The organism is Kluyvera sichuanensis, from assembly GCF_040930405.1.
Lineage (GTDB): Bacteria > Pseudomonadota > Gammaproteobacteria > Enterobacterales > Enterobacteriaceae > Kluyvera > Kluyvera sichuanensis.
Genome location: NZ_CP162271.1, coordinates 2,432,361 through 2,451,676 on the forward strand (window position 1 = coordinate 2,432,361; position 19,316 = coordinate 2,451,676).

General features: G+C 54.4%; 14 protein-coding genes and 1 pseudogene. 8 read left to right on the forward strand and 7 right to left on the reverse strand.

The genetic code is table 11. The annotated features are described in order from the left end of the window. Nucleotides 1-47: 47 nt before the first annotated feature. Together AB2B48_RS11930 and bglK are read right to left on the reverse strand one after the other, a co-directional pair. Nucleotides 48-1,478 carry a 6-phospho-beta-glucosidase gene (locus tag AB2B48_RS11930; protein ID WP_220438275.1) on the reverse strand — a complete coding sequence of 477 codons (1,431 nt, stop codon included), beginning with the start codon at nucleotides 1,476-1,478 and terminating at the stop codon, nucleotides 48-50. Between the two features lie 12 nt (nucleotides 1,479-1,490). Beyond that, a complete protein-coding gene (gene bglK, locus AB2B48_RS11935; protein WP_368301858.1) occupies nucleotides 1,491-2,381 on the reverse strand; it encodes a beta-glucoside kinase BglK in 891 nt (296 codons plus the stop codon). A 287-nt stretch (nucleotides 2,382-2,668) separates the two neighbouring features. On the opposite strand from bglK, the gene purM reads away from it, so the two are divergent. From purM to ppx, 4 genes are all read left to right on the forward strand, one after another. After that, complete coding sequence (gene purM / locus AB2B48_RS11940; RefSeq protein WP_185668924.1) at nucleotides 2,669-3,706, forward strand: phosphoribosylformylglycinamidine cyclo-ligase; 1,038 nt, start codon at nucleotides 2,669-2,671, stop codon at nucleotides 3,704-3,706. Further along, nucleotides 3,707-4,345, forward strand: coding sequence for a phosphoribosylglycinamide formyltransferase (gene purN, locus AB2B48_RS11945; protein WP_220438277.1), 639 nt, complete (start codon nucleotides 3,707-3,709; stop codon nucleotides 4,343-4,345). A 230-nt stretch (nucleotides 4,346-4,575) separates the two neighbouring features. After that, entirely contained in the window at nucleotides 4,576-6,636 is a 2,061-nt protein-coding gene (ppk1, locus tag AB2B48_RS11950) for a polyphosphate kinase 1 (protein ID WP_185668922.1), read from the forward strand. 3 nt (nucleotides 6,637-6,639) lie between these two features. After that, nucleotides 6,640-8,187, forward strand: coding sequence for an exopolyphosphatase (ppx, locus tag AB2B48_RS11955; RefSeq protein ID WP_185668921.1), 1,548 nt, complete (start codon nucleotides 6,640-6,642; stop codon nucleotides 8,185-8,187). Here the strand turns inward: ppx and AB2B48_RS11960 are convergent. Further along, nucleotides 8,140-10,422: an EAL domain-containing protein gene (locus tag AB2B48_RS11960; RefSeq protein ID WP_368301859.1), complete on the reverse strand. Its 2,283-nt coding sequence runs from the start codon at nucleotides 10,420-10,422 to the stop codon at nucleotides 8,140-8,142. The genes ppx and AB2B48_RS11960 overlap by 48 nt on opposite strands. Nucleotides 10,423-10,775: 353 nt before the next feature. Here AB2B48_RS11960 and AB2B48_RS11965 point away from each other — a divergent pair, with 353 nt between their 5' ends. After that, nucleotides 10,776-10,979 (forward strand): YfgG family protein, encoded by a 204-nt coding sequence (locus AB2B48_RS11965; protein WP_185668919.1) that lies wholly within the window; start codon nucleotides 10,776-10,778, stop codon nucleotides 10,977-10,979. Between the two features lie 368 nt (nucleotides 10,980-11,347). Further along, complete coding sequence (gene mscS, locus AB2B48_RS11970; RefSeq protein WP_368301860.1) at nucleotides 11,348-12,226, forward strand: small-conductance mechanosensitive channel MscS; 879 nt, start codon at nucleotides 11,348-11,350, stop codon at nucleotides 12,224-12,226. A gap of 21 nt (nucleotides 12,227-12,247) precedes the next feature. On the opposite strand, the pseudogene AB2B48_RS11975 reads toward mscS, so the two are convergent. After that, a pseudogene (locus AB2B48_RS11975) lies at nucleotides 12,248-13,151 on the reverse strand (LysR family transcriptional regulator). A gap of 72 nt (nucleotides 13,152-13,223) precedes the next feature. Between AB2B48_RS11975 and AB2B48_RS11980 the strand changes: the two are divergent. Together AB2B48_RS11980 and AB2B48_RS11985 are read left to right on the forward strand one after the other, a co-directional pair. Continuing rightward, nucleotides 13,224-14,417: an MFS transporter gene (locus AB2B48_RS11980; RefSeq protein WP_368301861.1), complete on the forward strand. Its 1,194-nt coding sequence runs from the start codon at nucleotides 13,224-13,226 to the stop codon at nucleotides 14,415-14,417. A gap of 4 nt (nucleotides 14,418-14,421) precedes the next feature. Beyond that, on the forward strand, nucleotides 14,422-14,937 hold the full coding sequence (locus AB2B48_RS11985) for a GNAT family N-acetyltransferase (protein ID WP_185668915.1): 516 nt from the start codon (nucleotides 14,422-14,424) through the stop codon (nucleotides 14,935-14,937). Nucleotides 14,938-15,069: 132 nt separating this feature from the next. On the opposite strand, the gene AB2B48_RS11990 is transcribed toward AB2B48_RS11985, so the two are convergent. From AB2B48_RS11990 to guaB, 3 genes are all read right to left on the reverse strand, one after another. Continuing rightward, entirely contained in the window at nucleotides 15,070-15,366 is a 297-nt protein-coding gene (locus AB2B48_RS11990) for a hypothetical protein (RefSeq protein WP_368301862.1), read from the reverse strand. A gap of 800 nt (nucleotides 15,367-16,166) precedes the next feature. Continuing rightward, entirely contained in the window at nucleotides 16,167-17,744 is a 1,578-nt protein-coding gene (gene guaA, locus AB2B48_RS11995; RefSeq protein WP_333499552.1) for a glutamine-hydrolyzing GMP synthase, read from the reverse strand. A 68-nt stretch (nucleotides 17,745-17,812) separates the two neighbouring features. Beyond that, the gene (gene guaB / locus AB2B48_RS12000; protein WP_185668910.1) at nucleotides 17,813-19,279 is read right to left on the reverse strand and encodes an IMP dehydrogenase; all 1,467 of its coding nucleotides are present in this window, start codon (nucleotides 19,277-19,279) and stop codon (nucleotides 17,813-17,815) included. Between the last annotated feature and the right edge of the window lie 37 nt (nucleotides 19,280-19,316).

Genomic DNA, 19,316 nt, shown 5'->3' on the forward strand with positions numbered 1-19,316 from the left:
AAAAATAAACCCCGACTCGCGGGGTTTTATTTTACGTATTCAGCGGGTTAGAGCTCTTCGCCGTTGGTCGCAATCACCTTCTGATACCAGGCAAAAGATTTTTTACGGCTGCGCGCCAGCGTACCGTTACCTTCGTTGTCTTTATCGACATAAATAAAGCCGTAGCGTTTCTTCATTTCGCCGGTGCCAGCGGAAACCAGGTCGATACAGCCCCACGGGGTGTAGCCCATCAGATCCACACCGTCTTCCACAACCGCTTTTTTCATTTCGGCAATATGCGCTGAGAGATAGTCGATACGGTACTGGTCGTTCACCGTGCCGTCGCTTTCCAGCACGTCAATCGCCCCGAAACCGTTCTCCACGATAAACAGCGGCAGCTGATAGTGGTCATAGAACCAGTTCAGCGAATAGCGCAGGCCCACCGGGTCAATCTGCCAGCCCCAGTCGGACTTTTGTACATATGGGTTGGAGACCAGGCTGGTGGTTTCGTCGTAGTCGAGCTGCGGGTTATCGTCGGTGGCCTTGGTGGCAAACGACATATAGTAGCTAAAGCCGATGTAATCGACGCAGCCCTGGGTCAGCGCCTGACGGTCTTCGTCGGTAATATCCAGCTCAAAACCGCGACGCTCGAAGTAGTTCAGCAGATGCTGCGGGTACTTGCCGCGCACGTGCACGTCGGTGAACCAGTAGCGACGGTGCATGGCGTTCATCGCCATCATCATATCGTTTGGCGCACAGCTCAGCGGGTAGATTGGGCACATGGCAATCATGCAGCCAACCTGCAGCGCTGGGTTAATCTCACGCGCGGCTTTTACGGCCAGCGCGCTCGCCACCAGCTCATAGTGCGCAGCCTGATACATCACCGGTTCGCGGTCTTCACCCGGCTGGTACTTCAGCCCCGAGTTGGTAAACGGTGCAAAATCTTCGTGGAAGTTTGCCTGGTTATTGATTTCGTTGAACGTCATCCAGTACTTCACTTTGTGCTGGTAACGGGTAAATACTACTTTGGCGAAGCGGACAAAGAATTCAATCAGTTTACGGTTGCGCCAGCCGCCGTATTCGGTGACCAGATGGTATGGCATCTCGAAGTGCGACAAGGTAATCACCGGCTCAATGCCAAGCTTGAGACACTCGTCGAACAAATCATCATAGAATTGCAGGCCCGCTTCGTTCGGGGTCAGCTCATCGCCGTTCGGGAAAATACGCGTCCAGGCAATAGAGGTACGGAAGCATTTGTAGCCCATCTCTGCGAACAGTTTCAGATCGTCTTTATAGCGATGATAGAAGTCGATGGCTTCGTGGTTCGGATAGTTTTTTCCTGGCAGTACGCCGTTGGTAATTTCGCGCGGCACGCCATGCGCCCCGGCGGTCATCACATCCGCCACGCTCACGCCCTTCCCGCCTTCCTGCCAACCGCCTTCAAGTTGGTGTGCGGCTACCGCGCCGCCCCAGAGAAACCCAGCTTTAAATCCAGACATATCTTTCCCTCGTTAAACAGTAAGTTGTCGCTGCGAATAGTGCTGATTGAAATGGTAAACCGCGCCGATAAGCCCGGCGTCGTTGCCGTGGCTAACGGTATCGATATAGTCGGCAATGCCGAACCAGGCCAGATGCTCGCGCATCAGCGCCAGAAAACCAGGGCGCTCGACAATGCCACCGCCGATAAAAATAGTCTGCGGGTCAAACAGGTTTACCAGGTTGTAAAGGCCGGTGCCGATATCGTTGAGAAACTCTGATACCAGTCGCTGACAGATGGCGTCACCCGCGTCAAAGCGGTCAAAAATTTCCTCGCCCGTCACCTCTTCCAACGCTTTGCCGATATGCTGCGCGTAGCGATGGCGCAGTACGCGCAGGGTGCAGTTTTCATTCATGGAGTAGCGACGGACGTCGCGTGAACCGGGACGCATGGTTTGCATATAGCCAAACTCACCGGCGCGAAAACGGGCGCCGTGCACCAGTTGGTTGTTGCAGAAGATAGCGCCGCCGATGCCGGTGCCGATGGTCATCACCAGGCAGTTGGCCATATCGCGAGCTTTGCCCTGCCAGCGTTCGGCCAGCAGCACGCAATTCGCGTCGTTCTCAATCGCCACCGGAAGGCCGGTACGTTCTTCCAGCCACGCTTTAATGGCAAAGTTGTCGAACCGACGAATGGCGCCGCCCATTTCGATAAAGCCGGTATGCGGGTTAACGTAGCCCGGTGCGCTGATGGCAATCCCGGTGCACTCTGGGTGGGCCGTAATCCAGCGCTCAATCGCCGCCAGAATCTGGTCACCATCGCTGTTGCTGATTGGCTCTTTTCCCTTATCGAGCAGTTCACCGCTTGTGGCAACAACGCCCATCTTTAACGCCGTACCCCCAATATCAAAGGCAGCAATCTTCATTCCATTCATCCCTTGTAGCCGTTTTTACATCGGTGATTGGCTTCGCTGAAACAAAAACAGAAACCGGTTTCATTGATATGATGTGGATTGTGCTCAGTGGATGCAAGGACAAGGGTGTACCCGGTTTCATTTTCGTGAGCAGTATCATATTTGACCGATATATAGATGGAAACAATGGAAAAACCAGGAGGTAAAAATTGGGATCAGAATAGGCTCGCAAACGTTTGCCTGGACTGATAGAATTGCGCCGATTTTTCTTGCTATCGCAAACGCGTGGAGACTTAGCAGTGACCGACAAAACCTCTCTCAGCTATAAAGATGCCGGTGTTGATATTGACGCAGGAAACGCTCTGGTTGACCGTATCAAAGGGGTGGTGAAGAAAACTCGCCGTCCGGAAGTGATGGGTGGATTAGGCGGTTTTGGCGCACTGTGCGCGCTGCCGCAAAAATATCGCGAACCGGTGCTGGTTTCCGGCACTGACGGCGTTGGCACCAAATTGCGTTTAGCGATGGATTTAAAACGTCACGACACTATCGGCATCGATCTGGTGGCCATGTGCGTGAACGACCTGGTGGTACAAGGCGCCGAGCCGCTGTTCTTCCTCGACTACTATGCGACCGGTAAGCTGGACGTCGATACCGCAGCAAGCGTTATCAGCGGCATCGCCGAAGGCTGCCTGCAGTCTGGCTGCGCGCTGGTTGGCGGCGAAACCGCCGAAATGCCGGGCATGTACCACGGTGAAGATTACGACGTCGCCGGTTTCTGTGTGGGTGTGGTCGAGAAGTCAGAAATCATCGACGGCAGCAAAGTGACCGACGGCGACGTGCTGATTGCCCTCGGTTCCAGCGGCCCGCACTCCAACGGCTACTCGCTGGTGCGCAAAGTTATTGAAGTGAGCGGCTGCAACCCGGATACCACTCAGCTGGAAGGCAAAACCCTGGCCGACCACCTGCTGGCACCGACCCGCATCTACGTGAAGTCCATTCTGGAACTGATTGCCAGCGTCGACGTTCACGCTATCGCCCACCTGACCGGCGGCGGCTTCTGGGAAAACATCCCGCGCGTTCTGCCGGACAACACCCAGGCCGTTATCGATGAATCCTCCTGGCAGTGGCCGGCGGTATTCAACTGGCTGCAGGATGCCGGTAACGTGAGCCAGCATGAAATGTACCGCACCTTTAACTGCGGCGTGGGCATGGTTATTGCGCTGGCGGCCGATCAGGCTGACAAAGCGATTGCGCTGATGAACGAAAAAGGTGAAAACGCGTGGAAAATCGGCTATATCAAAGCCTCTGATTCCGAACAGCGTGTGGTCATCGAATAAATGAAAAATATCGTGGTGCTGATTTCCGGCAGCGGCAGCAACTTACAGGCGATTATCGATGCCTGTGAGCAGAAAAGGATTCCAGGCACCATCAGGGCGGTATTTAGCAACAAGGCCGACGCGTTCGGCCTTGAGCGGGCGCGTGAGGCCGGTATTCCCCAGCACGCGCTGGCTGCCAGCCAATTTGCCAGCCGCGAAGCCTTTGACCGCGAGCTGATGCATGAAATTGACGCCTATGCGCCCGATGTCGTGGTGCTGGCAGGCTACATGCGCATTCTGAGCGCTGAGTTTGTTCAGCACTATCAGGGCAAGCTGCTCAACATCCACCCTTCCCTGCTGCCAAAATATCCTGGCCTGAACACCCATCGTCAGGCGCTGGATAACGGCGATACGGAACACGGCACCTCGGTGCATTTCGTGACCGAAGAGCTGGACGGCGGGCCGGTGATTTTGCAGGCTAAGGTGCCGGTTTTCGCCGGTGACGACGAAGCGGAAATCACCTCACGCGTTCAGGCGCAGGAACACGCTATCTATCCTCTGGTGGTGAGCTGGTTCCTTAATGGCCGTCTGAAGATGCAGGATAATCACGCCTGGCTTGACGACATTAAGCTGCCGCCGGAAGGCTATGCAGCAGAATAAATCCAGTAGCCCGGACGAAGCGTGTCAACGCCGACTCCAGGGCAACTCCCCGGCGTTACTTCGTTCGGCCGGGCTACCTGACTAAGAGGGCCTTATGGCCCTCTTTTTTATGCAAATCAGGATAACTGTCATACTAAGATGACACAGTTGGACATAGCCCGGCAAAGCTAGCAATATAATCAGTAGACGACGTTGCCGCGTCCCGTGAATAAACCGGAGTGTGAGTAGTAATGGGTCAGGAAAAACTGTACATCGAAAAAGAACTGAGCTGGTTGTCATTCAACGAGCGCGTCCTCCAGGAAGCGGCTGACAAAAGTAACCCGCTTATTGAACGTATGCGTTTCCTGGGGATCTACTCCAACAACCTCGACGAATTCTACAAGGTCCGCTTTGCGGAGCTAAAGCGCCGCATCATCATTAGCGAAGAACAGGGCGTCACCACGCATTCTCGTCACCTGCTGAGCCGTATTCAGGCTCGGGTGCTGAAAGCCGATCAAGAGTTCGATGGCCTCTACAACGAACTCTTGCTGGAGATGGCCCGTAACCAAATCTTCCTGATTAACGAACGCCAGCTTTCCGTCAACCAACAGGGCTGGCTGCGTCACTACTTTAAACAGCATCTGCGCCAGCACATCACCCCGATCCTGCTGAATCGGGAGACCGATCTGGTCCAGTTCCTGAAAGACGATTACACCTACCTGGCGGTCGAAATTATCCGCGGCGACGAGATCAACTATGCGCTGCTGGAGATCCCGTCAGATAAAGTGCCGCGCTTCGTCAACCTGCCGCCAGAGACGCCGCGCCGCCGCAAGCCAATGATCCTGCTGGATAACATTCTGCGCTACTGCCTGGATGATATCTTCAAAGGCTTCTTCGACTACGACGCCCTCAACGCCTACTCCATGAAAATGACCCGTGATGCCGAGTACGATCTGGTGCACGAAATGGAATCGAGCCTGATGGAGCTGATGTCCTCGAGCCTGAAGCAGCGTCTGACCGCCGAGCCGGTGCGTTTTGTGTACCAGCGTGATATGCCGGATGCGATGGTAGAAATGCTGCGTAAAAAGCTGACCATTTCCCGCTATGATTCCATCGTGCCGGGTGGTCGCTACCACAACTTTAAAGACTTTATTGGCTTCCCGAACGTCGGCAAAGCCAACCTGGTCAACAAGCCAATGCCGCGCCTGCGCCATCTATGGTTCGATAAGTTCCGCAACGGCTTCGATGCTATTCGCGAACGCGACGTGCTGCTCTACTACCCGTACCACACCTTTGAGCACGTGCTGGAGCTGCTGCGTCAGGCCTCGTTCGACCCGAGCGTACTGGCGATTAAGATCAACATCTACCGCGTGGCGAAAGACTCGCGCATCATTGATGCGATGATCCACGCCGCCCACAACGGCAAAAAAGTCACCGTGGTCGTTGAGCTGCAGGCACGCTTCGACGAAGAGGCCAACATCCATTGGGCGAAACGCCTGACCGAAGCGGGCGTTCACGTGATCTTCTCCGCGCCGGGACTGAAAATTCACGCCAAGCTGTTCCTGGTGTCGCGTAAAGAAGGCGATGACGTGGTGCGCTATGCGCACATCGGCACCGGTAACTTTAACGAGAAAACGGCACGTATCTACACCGACTACTCGCTGCTGACCGCCGATGCACGCATCACCAACGAAGTACGCCGGGTGTTTAACTTTATCGAGAACCCGTATCGTCCGGTGAACTTCGACTATCTGCTGGTCTCGCCGCAGAACTCTCGTCGTCTGCTCTACGAGATGATCGACCGTGAAATCGCCAACGCGCAAAACGGCCAGGCCGCAGGAATTACCCTCAAACTCAACAACCTGGTGGATAAAGGGCTGGTCGATCGTCTCTACGCGGCCTCCAGTTCCGGCGTGCAGGTCAATCTTCTGATCCGCGGCATGTGTTCTCTGATTCCAGAATTAGAAGGGATCAGCGATAATATTCGTGTGATCAGCATCGTTGACCGTTTCCTTGAGCACGATCGCATCTATATTTTTGAGAACGGCGGCGATAAACGCGTTTATCTCTCCTCCGCTGACTGGATGACCCGAAATATCGACTACCGTATCGAAGTGGCGACCCCGCTGCTCGACCCGCGCCTTAAACAGCGGATCCTCGATATTATCGATATTCTGTTCAGCGACACGGTGAAAGCCCGCTTTATTGATAAAGAACTGAGTAATCGCTATGTGCCACGCGGCAACCGACGCAAGGTCCGCGCGCAGCAGGCGATTTACGATTACCTCAAATCACTTGAACAACCTGACTAACCTATGCCAATAAAAAGCAAAGCACCCCGGCCGCAGGAGTTTGCGGCGGTTGATCTTGGTTCGAACAGTTTCCATATGGTTATCGCGCGCGTCGTCGACGGCGCGATGCAGATTATTGGCCGTCTGAAGCAACGTGTTCATCTGGCCGACGGGCTGGATGAAAACAATATGCTGAGCGAAGAGGCAATGGAGCGCGGTCTTAGCTGCCTGTCGCTGTTTGCCGAACGCCTGCAGGGCTTCGCTCCGTCCAGCGTCTGTATCGTCGGTACCCATACGCTGCGTCAGGCAGCGAACGCCACCGAGTTTCTGACGCGAGCGGAAAAGGTGATCCCTTACCCTATTGAAATCATCTCCGGGAACGAAGAAGCCCGTCTGATTTTTATGGGCGTAGAGCACACTCAGCCTGAAAAAGGCCGCAAGCTGGTGATTGATATCGGCGGCGGCTCCACCGAGCTGGTGATTGGCGAAGACTTCGAGCCGAAGCTGGTCGAAAGCCGTCGTATGGGCTGCGTTAGCTTTGCCCAGCAATTCTTCCTCGCCGGCACCATCAACCGCGAAAACTTCCAGCGCGCACGCCTGGCGGCAGTGCAGAAGCTGGAAACGCTGGCGTGGCAGTACCGCATTCAGGGCTGGAATTTTGCCATGGGCGCGTCGGGCACCATCAAAGCGGCCCACGAAGTGCTGGTTGAGATGGGCGAAAAGGACGGTTTTATCACCCCTGAACGTCTCGAGATGCTGGTAGAAGAGGTGCTGAAGTATAAAAACTTCAATAGTCTGAGCCTGCCGGGCCTGTCGGAAGAGCGTAAAGGCGTGTTCGTGCCGGGGCTGGCTATTCTCTGCGGCGTATTCGATGCGTTGGCGATTAAAGAGCTTCGTCTTTCCGACGGCGCGCTGCGTGAAGGCGTGCTGTATGAAATGGAAGGCCGTTTCCGCCACCAGGACGTGCGCAGCCGCACCGCGCAAAGTCTGGCAAACCAGTACAACATTGACCGTGAACAGGCGCAGCGCGTGCTGGAAACGACCATGCAGATGTACGATCAGTGGCTGGAGCAGAACCCGAAACTGGGCAATCCACAGCTGACTGCGCTGCTGAAATGGGCTTCGATGCTGCATGAAGTCGGGCTGAATATTAACCACAGCGGCATGCACCGCCATTCGGCCTATATTCTGCAAAACAGCGATTTGCCGGGCTTCAACCAGGAGCAGCAATATCTGATGTCGACGCTGGTGCGCTTCCACCGTAAGGCGATTAAGCTCGACGAGCTGCCTCGCTTTACGCTGTTCAAGAAGAAGCAGTTCCTGCCGATGATCCAGCTACTGCGCCTTGGCGTGCTGCTGAACAACCAGCGTCAGGCGACGACCACGCCTCCGACGCTGAAGCTGACCACCGAGGCTAACCACTGGACGCTCTGCTTCCCGCACGACTGGTTTACCCAGAACGCGCTGGTGCTGCTCGATCTGGAGAAAGAGCAGCAGTACTGGGAGAGCGTCACCGGCTGGCTGTTAAAAATCACTGAGGAGCGTGCGCCCGACGAAGTGGTCGCCGCCTGATTCACACGTCGCCGTTTCCGCTACCGCCAGCTCCTCCAGGGGAGCTGGCTTGCCGATGCCGTACCCCTGCAGATAATCAATCCCCAGCGCAATCGCCGCCGTGCGGATCTCCTCGTTTTCGACGTACTCCGCCACCACCCGCATCCTCTTCATGCGCGCCAGATGGCAGATAGACGAGACAATCTGGTAATCCAGGCTGCTGGTCGCAATATTGCGGATAAAACTGCCGTCGATTTTCAGAATATCGGCGCTGATATGCTTGAGACGCGCGTAGCTGGCATAGCCGGTACCAAAATCGTCAATCGCCACCCGACAGCCCAACTCCTGAAGCTCACGCAGCGTCCGCCGCGCCTGCTCGGCGTTCACCAGCGAGTGGCTCTCGGTGATCTCAAAGACCAGCTGCCAGGCCTCAATACCGTACTCTTCCAGCAGTTCCTTCACCTGGTGCGCAAAGCCGGTCCCGCTCGCCGTGGAAGGCGAGAGGTTAAGCGCCAGACGCATACCTGGATTACTTTCCCGACGGCTCGCCATAAAGACCAGCGTATTTTCCAGCACCCAGAGATCGATGCGCGAGGCCATGCCAAACTCATAGGCGACCGGTAAGAACAACAGCGGCGAGATAAGTTCGCCATCATCACCAAGCATACGCAGCAGGACTTCGTGATAATCATCACCGCGAATACCGACAATCGGCTGCGCCATCAGTCGGAAGCGGTTGTTTTCCAGCGCCTGCTGCACCCGCACCATCATGGCGATCTTATCTTTCAGCTCTTGCTGCAGGTACTGCGCGCCGCGGCGCTGTAAGTTTTCCGGGCGATTCGTAGCAAGCGAAAGCTCCGCCACCGTATTCAGCTCCCCCAGCATCAGCGAGAGATGGGCCACCGGCGAATGGATATAGCAATAGCTAATGCCAATCTGCGGCTGCAGCGGCATCCCGTTCCAGCAGTAGCGGAACTGCTTCAGACGGTCGTAGAGCTCTTCCACTCGCTCTTTATAGGATTCAGTATGCAGCAGCACCGCCAGGTCACTACCAGTAAGCTGGTAGACGTTCTCGCCGGGGCGGAGCATTTCGCTAAGATACTTCGCCAGATTCTGCTTGTAGTTGATACGCAACATAATGCCGTAGTGGCGCGTCAGCACTTCAAGATCCGGCATGCGTAAAAAGCACAGTACCGACCACGGCGTATTGTTCACCGCCCGACTCAGCGCGCGCATGTTAGGCAGGCTGACCACCGGGTCGATGAAGGCAATGCGGCGCACACGTTCATGAATGGCGCGCTGGCGGCTGGAGAGCATCGCCATATACGCAATAATAAACGAGAAGATCAGGTAACTCGATGAGGTTATCGCCAGCTGGACGCTATAGCCTGCGCTTTTAGGTACATAGTGATAGTGATAGTGGATGGCCACAATCAGCATCAGCGTCCAGATAACCGAGATAAAGCGGTAGCCAAAGCGCATCGAACCCCAGAGCATAATCGGCAGCAGCAGCGACAGCGTATAGTTGGTGCTGAATATCGTGCTGCCTTTGGTCATCGGCACCATCAGCATCGAGAAAACGCCAATCACCAGAGTGCTCCAGGCCAGCATTTCCGGCCATTTCACCTTAGGATCAAAATCACGGCGCACCTGCGACAAGAAGCTGCGAAGATAGTTGGGGTTACGGATTAAACGCACCATCAGATAGCATAGCGGCACGCCGGTCAGATAGCCCATCAGCAACGACTGGTAGTTAATCAGATTGCGCTGGGTGAGCGGAGAGGCCCACTCGGTATCCCCCAGGCTCGGATACAGCCCAAGATACAGCGCAAACTGTATCAGCAGCATGAAAACCGTCGATGGGACAAACATCTGCCAGAACAGCCGATGCGCCATCAGCCGCGTATCGCCGTGTGAAATCATCTTGCGTTGCTGGTTAAAAAACTGATACCCGCCCCATGCCACAATCGTCGGAATGAGGAACTGCAACGCAATGCCCACCCTTTCCACAAAATGGAGATCGTCAGTAAGATAACAGCTAATACCTGCAACAAGGCCAGGCAGCGCTTTCCAGTTGAAGAACAACATCATACAAAGCATAAACGGCAGCGGTAGGTAATAAAGGTAGGTTTTGCCGCCGCCAATATAGGTGTATGTATTAGCAAATTTGATTATTGGTAACACAAGAAGAGGCAATATCAGGGGCAGTCCCCACCACTCATCTCGATATTGCTTATATATTTTACTGAAATTCATAGATGCTCTAAGGATACCCCAAATCCAGCTGGGTATTTTCAGACAGGCATCCAACCTGGCTTAAAAAAGGCCGCGAGAGAAGATATTACGCGGGTCAGGTGGAGATTTTAGTTATCGCTTACGAATGAAGTTTGATATGAGTCAAAAAATAACGCACATAAAAACACTAATTTTCTTTTCTTTGGTCTACCCCTCGTAATCAAGGCCTGCTTGTGAATACGAATAATATCTTATATAACATTAATTAATGTTTTATCTGACGGTTTTTTACATTCATCGCAATTGACCCACGCCCCGCTCTGTGCCTTAATGTACGTACCGCCCGTCTATGGGTATAACGTAAGGACCCCTTTGTGAGCCAGGTTACCAGCCTACGAAAACGACACCGATTTAATGGTCGAATGACCCGTATCGTACTGCTTATCAGCTTTATCTTCTTCTTCGGACGCTTCGTCTACTCCTCCATCGGCGCGTGGCATCACCACCAGGACAAAAAAGAGTCCCAGCAGAGCAGCCTGTCGCAAAAGACCTCCCCCGCGCAAACCGACGACCGTTAACGCCCCTTTTTTTCCGACACCGAGATTCCTTACCGAATGGCTAAAAGATTGATTTTTAACCATCCGGTAAGGAATTTAGTCGTGTTTCATCCCCATGATGCCACATTAGTTTCAATTCGTACTTTATTAGCCAAAAAATAATTTCCCGCACAATTACACAAACTTTTCCTTTTCTGCTGCCGCAACATGCCGCGCTGATTTTTTGATGCATCAATCATTCGTCTAAAAAAACGGCGATCAAAGCGCAAATAGTCGCTAATACATAACTCCAAAAGCACCCTACTTATAAATATATAAATTTTTTGTATATATATTGAATATTTAATTGAATCTTCCACCATTAATTTTAAAGCGGCAGGATTTTTACCATGAAAGGTTTTACGTTATTTCCCAAAATAAGAAGTGGATTGGAGTGGATGTCAGGTCACAGCGATGCGGTTATCCAGTTTGGCTGGAACATCGTTGCGGCGATTATTCTGTTATTTATTGGTAAATTTATCGCCCGCCTGCTCTCCCGTGGGCTGGAAAAATTGCTGCTAAAACGCAAGGTGGATATCACCATCGTGCAATTCTTTACTGCACTGGTTCGCTACATCACGCTTGCGTTTTCGGTGGTCGCCGCGCTGGGGCGTTTGGGCATTGAGACGTCATCCATTATCGCCGTGATTGGTGCCGCAGGCCTGGCTATCGGCCTGGCGCTGCAAAGCTCGCTGTCAAACTTCGCGGCGGGCGTGATGCTGGTCTCCCTGCGCCCCTTCCGCGCGGGCGAAGTGGTGCAAATTGGCACCATGACCGGCACCGTTGAGAAGGTACATATCTTTTCAACGACACTGCTAACCGGTGACAGCAAAGAGGTGGTTATCCCCAACGGCAAGATTATTGCCGACAATATCATTAACTACTCACGACACCCGTTCCGCCGCATCGATTTGGTGATTGGCGTAGGCTACCAGAGCCGAATTGCCGATGTGAAAAGGGTCATCACCCAGCTCATCGAGCAGGATAAGCGTATCGACCTGAAGCGCGGTTTCACCGTGCGTTTAGGTGAGCTGGGCGCGTCATCGCTGAACTTCTATGTGCGCGTATGGGTGCGCAACGCCGAGTACTGGAACACCTATTACGATCTGCTAGAAAACATCAAAGAGGCGATGGATGCTAATCACATTGACCTACCGTACCCGCAGATGGATATCCGCGTAGAGAACGTTGCCAACCGGCCTCAGCAGCAACTGCAGTTGGTCGACTAAACCCGGCGCTCCCCTTTTATCTTAGAGGGGAGCGTGCTGCTGCAACAGCCGGATAATTTCCGTCATTCCTTTGCTCAAAATTTTATCCTGCCGCATCACGATACCTAACTGACGATAGAGAGGCGGCGCCAGCGATCCTACCCGTAGCCCTTCCGCGTCACGATGATGCTCCACCGCCATCCGCGGAATAATGCTGTACCCCAACCCCGCCGCCACCATACGTTTAATCGCCTCTATGCTGCCCAGTTGCATCACCGGTGTCACCTGAAGCCCAGCCTGCTGGAACCAGCTATCAATCAGGTCGCGCGTTCCGCTTCCCGCTTCAAACGCAATCAGCGGCAGCGTCTTTAGCATTTCCAGGTTGAGTTCACCCTGTGATTCGGCGCTGATAACGACAAATTCTTCACGTAAAACCGGCATGATATCGAGGCTGCGCCCGCTGGCAGGTAGCGTGACCAGCCCTAAATCGAGGCGGTTTTCTTCTACTGCACGAGTGATATCCAGCGTATTACCGGTCGTTACCCCCACCGCGAGCATCGGGTGCTGCTCGCGCAGGTGCTGTAGTAAAGGCGGCAAAAGGTGGATACAGGCCGTGGCGCCGGTGCCAAGCGTAATCGTGCCGCTTACGGTCTGCTGGCAGTCGTTCACCGACTGCACTGCCTCACTGACCGCTTGTTCGATACGTTCACCGTGAAGCAGAAGCGCCAGGCCGGCCGCGGTGGCCTTTACCCCGCGTCCGGTGCGTTCGATAAGCCTCGCTTGCAGAAACTGCTCAAGCTGACGCACCTGCAGGCTGACGGCGGGTTGTGAAATCCCCAGCACGTCCGCCGCCGCCGAAAAGCTGCCGCGCTGAACCACTAAACGAAACGTTGCCAGGTATCCCAGATTCAGCGTTGTCATTCAAAGTTTCTCTTATCAGGGTCATAAAGGGAGGGCTCTGCCTGCACAATAGCGCGCAGGTTATGCTGCCAGCAACTGCATAACCTACGAGAAGATAATGAAAACACCTGCCGCATCGCTCCCCGTCACTCTCGCTGCCGGAGGCAATCAGCTGATCAACTGGGGGATTTCGTTTTATATGCCGGGCACTTTTGCCCGCGCGATTGCGCAGGACACTGGATGGTCATCAGCGCATATCTACCTGGGCCTGACGCTAGCGATGCTGATGATGGCGCTGCTCTCCCCCTGGGTTGCCCGCCTGCTGGCGCATTTTGGCGGCCAGCGTGTGGTGGTCTGCGGAACGCTGCTTATTGCCGTAGGCTGCCTGCTGATGTCGGTAATTCACACGCTTTTTGGTTGGTACATCGCCTGGCTGATAACCGGCATCGGTATGCGGCTAGCGCTCTACGACGGGCTTTTCGCCGCGCTGGTTAATCTGTACGGACAGCGCGCACGCGTGACTATCTCCCGCGTGACGCTTGCCGGGGGCCTTGCTTCCGCGCTGTTCTGGCCGCTGGGTGCGGCGCTGCTGACGGTCACCGACTGGCGGGGAGCATTGCTGGTTTATGGCCTGCTGGGGATCGTGAGTGCACTGCTGCTGATGCGCTTGCCTAACCAGAAGCTGCCGCCGGTTCCTGCTCGCCGTGCTGCACCTGTGTCTGTGCACGATCGCCGTACTGGTTTACTGTACGCCGCGCTGATAGCGCTGGTGACCTTTATCTCCAACGGCACCTCAACACACCTGCCGGAGTTCATCGCCGCACACGGACTGCCCGTTGCCGTCGGTATGCTCTGGGGCGTCGGGCAGACCGGCGCGCGCTTTCTCGAAGTTGCCTCCGGTTCAGCGCTCACGCCGATAAAACTCACCCTGCTCACCACCTTTTTCATCCCGCTTTGCTTCGTCCTCGGCATGAGTAGCACGCATATCACCTGGGCCGCCGGGGGTTTTGTCCTGGGCTATGGCGCGATAAACGGCTTAACCACGGTCTTCAAAGCGACCCTACCGCTTCAGCTGTTCGCCGCCGAAGAGTACGCCCGCCGCACCGGCGTGTTGTTGATTCCGGCGCAGGTGCTCGCCGCTGCCTCACCGTTTGCCTACGCGTGGCTGAATCATCGTCTGGGGATCAATGGCAGCCTGATGCTCTCCGCTGCGCTGGCGCTGATCGTCGCCGGGCTGGCGGTGTCGATTGCGCTGTGCCAGGCTAGTCGCACAATAAAAACGCACGATGAACAACCTTTTCGACAAGGATAAACCCATGCACCTGCAATCAGAACATCTCACCCTGCGTCCAGCGACAGCAGACGATCTCGACGATCTTTATCGCATTTACGGTGACCCTGCGACCAACACTTTTAACCCAGCAGGCCCGCATGCGGATCTCGCACACTCTTGCCGGGTGCTGGCGGGCTGGCTCGAGCATCTCAACGTTTATGGTTTTGGTAACTGGGCCATCAGCCTGCGGGAAAACCCGCAGCGGGTGATTGGTTTTGGCGGGCTGCGTATCGTGGAATATCCCGACTGCACGGTAAACAACCTGGGGTATCGCTTTGCGCCAGAGGCCTGGGGTAAAGGGTTGGCCACGGAGTTCTCACTGACAGCGATTGATTATGCGTTCAACGTGCTGAATTTTGAGGAGGTGGTAGGCATCGTGCGCAAGAACCATCTTGCCTCGCAGAAGGTGCTGCTGAAATGCGGAATGACGCTGGTACGGGAAATTGATGATGTGCCGGGGAAGGAGCCTAGCCTGATGTTCAGACGGCTACGTGGCTAGCTATCGCTCCAGTCTTCGAGACGCAGCCCACAGATTCGCTCAAATTGGCGGGTATTAATAGGGTGGCCTGCTTTTGCAGGCTCAACCCCTATTTTCGTGGTCTGAGGCATCATGGGCTTTCTATGTGACATGTCACGCTCTCTTTCTAAATGATAGCCATTCAAAAAATGATGACATCCCCCCTAGTGCAATTGCGAACACGAGCCCGCCAAAGAATAACAGACAAGCCTGCCACCACTCCCAGCGCCAAACATCCATTGCCCCGACGACACCAACAATGGAACCGACTAAAGGGATATAACTTATGATGAATGCCACTGGGCCAGCAATTATCCAGTGAACGCCCCACCATGACTCAAGACCAGCCATGATCGCAGCTAATTGAAAAAGCCCAACGACGATGTAAACAATGAATCCGATAGCTTGCATATACCCACCAATTGAATTGTTATCTGGAAAAAATCATGCAGCTTGCTCTAAAAACTTTCTTAATTTTTTAGAAAAGAAGATTTAAACGATAGTCAGAATGTAGGCTAGCTATGCGCCAATGATTCCTTATGTTGTCTCCAATAATAGAGCGTGGTTATTTAGCAATATGTAGATAACAGGCCCATCCAATACCATCACTACAACCAAACAGATAATCTGTGTAAATGACGACGACTATCCGCCAGCTCTGGTATTCAAAGTGTATGCTACAAAAGTTATCAGTATCATTTGCAGTACAACGATTGGCCCAATCACACCGGTCAGCAGAGAAATGACACCGAATGCATAGAAAAATTTCAGAAACAGCATTGACCAGGAAATGCAACGATAACGGTCTCTCTGTCTTGAATAAATTCATTTATTTTCCGATAGCCTTCCCAGTATCAGGTGAACGTCGTGAAACCTGGTAGGGCCAACAAGCCAACATCAGCGGTAGCCATCTATAAAGGCTATCCGACGTCAACTCGGTAACGTATAACCCGTCACGTTCAGAAACCTTATAAAGTTTATCCTGTGGATTAATATTTTTTAGCTTTGTATCGGTAGGCACTTTTCAGCTGTATGGCATCCCTGATTCGACGGTATGCGAATATGCCCGGCAGATAATACCAGTCACACATACCGGCAAAAAAGTGAAGCAGAGTGAATAGATTTGAAGTGATATAAAGAAAAACCCTCTGATTTACAGAGGGTTAAAAGCTAAATCAAGTAAATATGATGAACTAGTGAATAGCAGTGCATCATTCCCACTCAATCGTAGCCGGTGGCTTACCGCTGATGTCATACACCACGCGGGAGATACCGTTGACTTCGTTGATGATGCGGTTGGATACGCGGCCGAGGAAATCGTACGGCAGGTGCGCCCAGTGTGCGGTCATAAAGTCGATGGTTTCCACAGCACGCAGGGAGACAACCCAGTCGTACTTACGGCCATCGCCCATCACGCCAACGGAACGAACCGGCAGGAACACGGTGAACGCCTGGCTCACTTTGTTGTACAGGTCGGCTTTGTGCAACTCTTCGATGAAGATAGCGTCCGCGCGACGCAGCAGGTCGCAGTACTCTTTCTTCACTTCGCCCAGCACGCGAACGCCGAGGCCTGGGCCTGGGAACGGGTGACGGAACAGCATGTCGTACGGCAGGCCCAGCTCCAGACCAATTTTACGCACTTCGTCTTTGAACAGCTCACGCAGCGGTTCAACCAGACCCATCTTCATCTCTTTCGGCAGGCCGCCCACGTTGTGGTGAGATTTGATGACGTGCGCTTTACCGGTTGCGGAGGCCGCAGATTCGATAACGTCAGGATAGATAGTGCCCTGCGCCAGCCACTTCACGTCTTCCAGCTTCAGCGCTTCTTCGTCGAACACTTCAACGAACACGCGACCGATGATCTTACGTTTGGCTTCTGGGTCGTTTTCGCCTTTCAGCGCGTCGAGGAAGCGCTGCTCGCCTTCGACGTGAACAATGTTCAGACCGAAGTGGTCACCGAACATGTCCATCACCTGCTGGGCTTCATTCAGACGCAGCAGACCGTTGTCAACGAACACGCAGGTCAGGTTTTTACCGATGGCGCGGTGCAGCAACATCGCGGTAACGGAGGAGTCTACGCCGCCGGACAGGCCGAGGATCACTTTATCGTTGCCAACCTGCTCGCGGATGCGGGCAACGGCGTCGTCGATGATTTTCTCTGGGGTCCACAACGCTTCACACTGGCAGATGTCGCGTACAAAACGCTCCAGCATACGCAGGCCCTGACGGGTATGGGTCACTTCTGGGTGGAACTGCACGCCGTAGAAGCGTTTTTCTTCGTGCGCCATAATGGCGAACGGACAAGTCTCGGTGCTGGCTACGGTGACGAAGCCTTCCGGGATGGCGGTAACTTTGTCGCCGTGGCTCATCCACACGTCCAGCAGTGGTTTGCCTTCAGCGGTCAGGGCGTCTTCGATGCCGCGGATCAGCGCGCTGTCGGTCTGTACTTCAACCTGAGCGTAGCCGAACTCACGCTCGGTGGAGCTTTCAACGTGGCCGCCCAGCTGCATTGCCATGGTCTGCATGCCGTAGCATACGCCGAATACCGGCACACCCGCGTTGAACACGTACTCTGGCGCACGTGGGCTATTTGCTTCGGTGGTGCTTTCCGGGCCGCCGGAGAGGATGATACCGCTCGGATTGAACTCACGGATTTGCGCTTCAGTAACATCCCATGCCCACAGCTCACAATAGACGCCCAGTTCACGTACGCGACGTGCAACCAGTTGGGTGTACTGGGAACCGAAATCAAGGATGAGAATGCGATGTTTATGAATATTGTCTGTCATTTGACGTTAATTCCGAGGCAAGTGAAACAATAACAAAGCGCCCGGTGAAAACCGGGCGCGGAAACTTATCAGGAGCCCATACGGTAGTTCGGGGACTCTTTGGTGATGGTCACGTCGTGAACGTGGCTTTCCTGGATACCCGCACCGCTGATACGCACGAATTCAGCCTTCGTACGCAGCAGGTCGATGGTACCACAGCCGGTCAGACCCATACAGGAACGCAGGCCGCCCATCTGCTGGTGAATGATCTCTTTCAGGCGACCTTTATAGGCTACGCGACCTTCGATACCTTCTGGTACCAGTTTGTCGGCAGCGTTATCGCTCTGGAAGTAACGGTCGGAAGAACCTTTGGACATCGCGCCCAGGGAGCCCATACCACGGTAAGATTTGTAAGAACGGCCCTGGTAGAGTTCGATTTCACCCGGGGATTCTTCGGTACCTGCCAGCATGGAGCCGACCATCACGGCAGCAGCGCCTGCTGCGATCGCTTTGGCGATATCGCCGGAGAAACGGATACCACCGTCGGCGATAACCGGAATACCGGTACCTTCCAGCGCTTCAACCGCGTCGGAAACGGCGGTGATCTGCGGTACACCGACGCCGGTGACGATACGGGTAGTACAGATGGAGCCAGGGCCGATACCGACTTTAACCGCGCTGCAGCCAGCGTCTGCCAGCGCACGAGCGCCCGCACCAGTAGCAACGTTGCCGCCGATGATCTGCAGGTCTGGGTATTTTGCACGTGTTTCACGAATACGCTGCAGAACGCCTTCAGAGTGGCCGTGGGAGGAGTCGATCAGCAGGACGTCAACGCCCGCGGCAACCAGCGCATCAACGCGGTCTTCGTTGCCCGCACCCGCACCAACCGCTGCGCCTACGCGCAGACGACCTTTCTCGTCTTTACAGGCGTTTGGTTTACGTTCCGCTTTTTTGAAGTCTTTAACGGTGATCATGCCCAGCAGGTGGAAGCTATCGTCAACCACCAGCGCTTTCTCTACGCGGCGTTCGTGCATCTTAGCGAAGACCACTTCACGCGATTCGCCTTCGCGAACGGTAACCAGACGATCTTTCGGGGTCATGTAGACGCTCACCGGCTGGCTCAGGTCGGTCACGAAGCGCACGTCACGACCGGTAATGATACCGACCAGTTCGTTGTCTTCGGTCACAACCGGATAGCCTGCAAAGCCGTTACGCTCGGTCAGCTCTTTCACTTCGGCAAGCGTAGTGGTTGGCAGGACGGTCTGCGGGTCGGTAACCACGCCAGATTCGTGTTTCTTCACGCGGCGAACTTCTTCCGCCTGGCGCTCGATGGACATGTTTTTGTGGATAAAACCAATGCCGCCTTCCTGTGCCAGGGCAATTGCCAGGCGCGCTTCAGTCACGGTGTCCATTGCCGCAGAGAGCATAGGAATGTTCAGGCGAATTGTTTTGGTCAGCTGGGTGCTGAGGTCAGCAGTGTTCGGCAGAACGGTAGAATGAGCGGGAACGAGGAGGACGTCGTCAAACGTCAGGGCTTCTTTTGCGATACGTAGCATGGGCAATATCTCACCTGGGAGGTTATTAAATATTGCC

What these genes read in the sequence shown, in the direction of transcription:
- AB2B48_RS11985 (WP_185668915.1), top strand. Translation starts at nt 14,422, where the DNA reads ATGCACCTGCAATCAGAACATCTCACCCTGCGTCCAGCGACAGCAGAC.
- AB2B48_RS11930 (WP_220438275.1), bottom strand. Translation starts at nt 1,478, where the DNA reads ATGTCTGGATTTAAAGCTGGGTTTCTCTGGGGCGGCGCGGTAGCCGCA.
- guaA (WP_333499552.1), bottom strand. Translation starts at nt 17,744, where the DNA reads ATGACAGACAATATTCATAAACATCGCATTCTCATCCTTGATTTCGGT.
- mscS (WP_368301860.1), top strand. Translation starts at nt 11,348, where the DNA reads ATGAAAGGTTTTACGTTATTTCCCAAAATAAGAAGTGGATTGGAGTGG.
- AB2B48_RS11960 (WP_368301859.1), bottom strand. Translation starts at nt 10,422, where the DNA reads ATGAATTTCAGTAAAATATATAAGCAATATCGAGATGAGTGGTGGGGA.
- ppk1 (WP_185668922.1), top strand. Translation starts at nt 4,576, where the DNA reads ATGGGTCAGGAAAAACTGTACATCGAAAAAGAACTGAGCTGGTTGTCA.
- guaB (WP_185668910.1), bottom strand. Translation starts at nt 19,279, where the DNA reads ATGCTACGTATCGCAAAAGAAGCCCTGACGTTTGACGACGTCCTCCTC.
- purN (WP_220438277.1), top strand. Translation starts at nt 3,707, where the DNA reads ATGAAAAATATCGTGGTGCTGATTTCCGGCAGCGGCAGCAACTTACAG.
- AB2B48_RS11990 (WP_368301862.1), bottom strand. Translation starts at nt 15,366, where the DNA reads ATGCAAGCTATCGGATTCATTGTTTACATCGTCGTTGGGCTTTTTCAA.
- AB2B48_RS11980 (WP_368301861.1), top strand. Translation starts at nt 13,224, where the DNA reads ATGAAAACACCTGCCGCATCGCTCCCCGTCACTCTCGCTGCCGGAGGC.
- bglK (WP_368301858.1), bottom strand. Translation starts at nt 2,381, where the DNA reads ATGAAGATTGCTGCCTTTGATATTGGGGGTACGGCGTTAAAGATGGGC.
- ppx (WP_185668921.1), top strand. Translation starts at nt 6,640, where the DNA reads ATGCCAATAAAAAGCAAAGCACCCCGGCCGCAGGAGTTTGCGGCGGTT.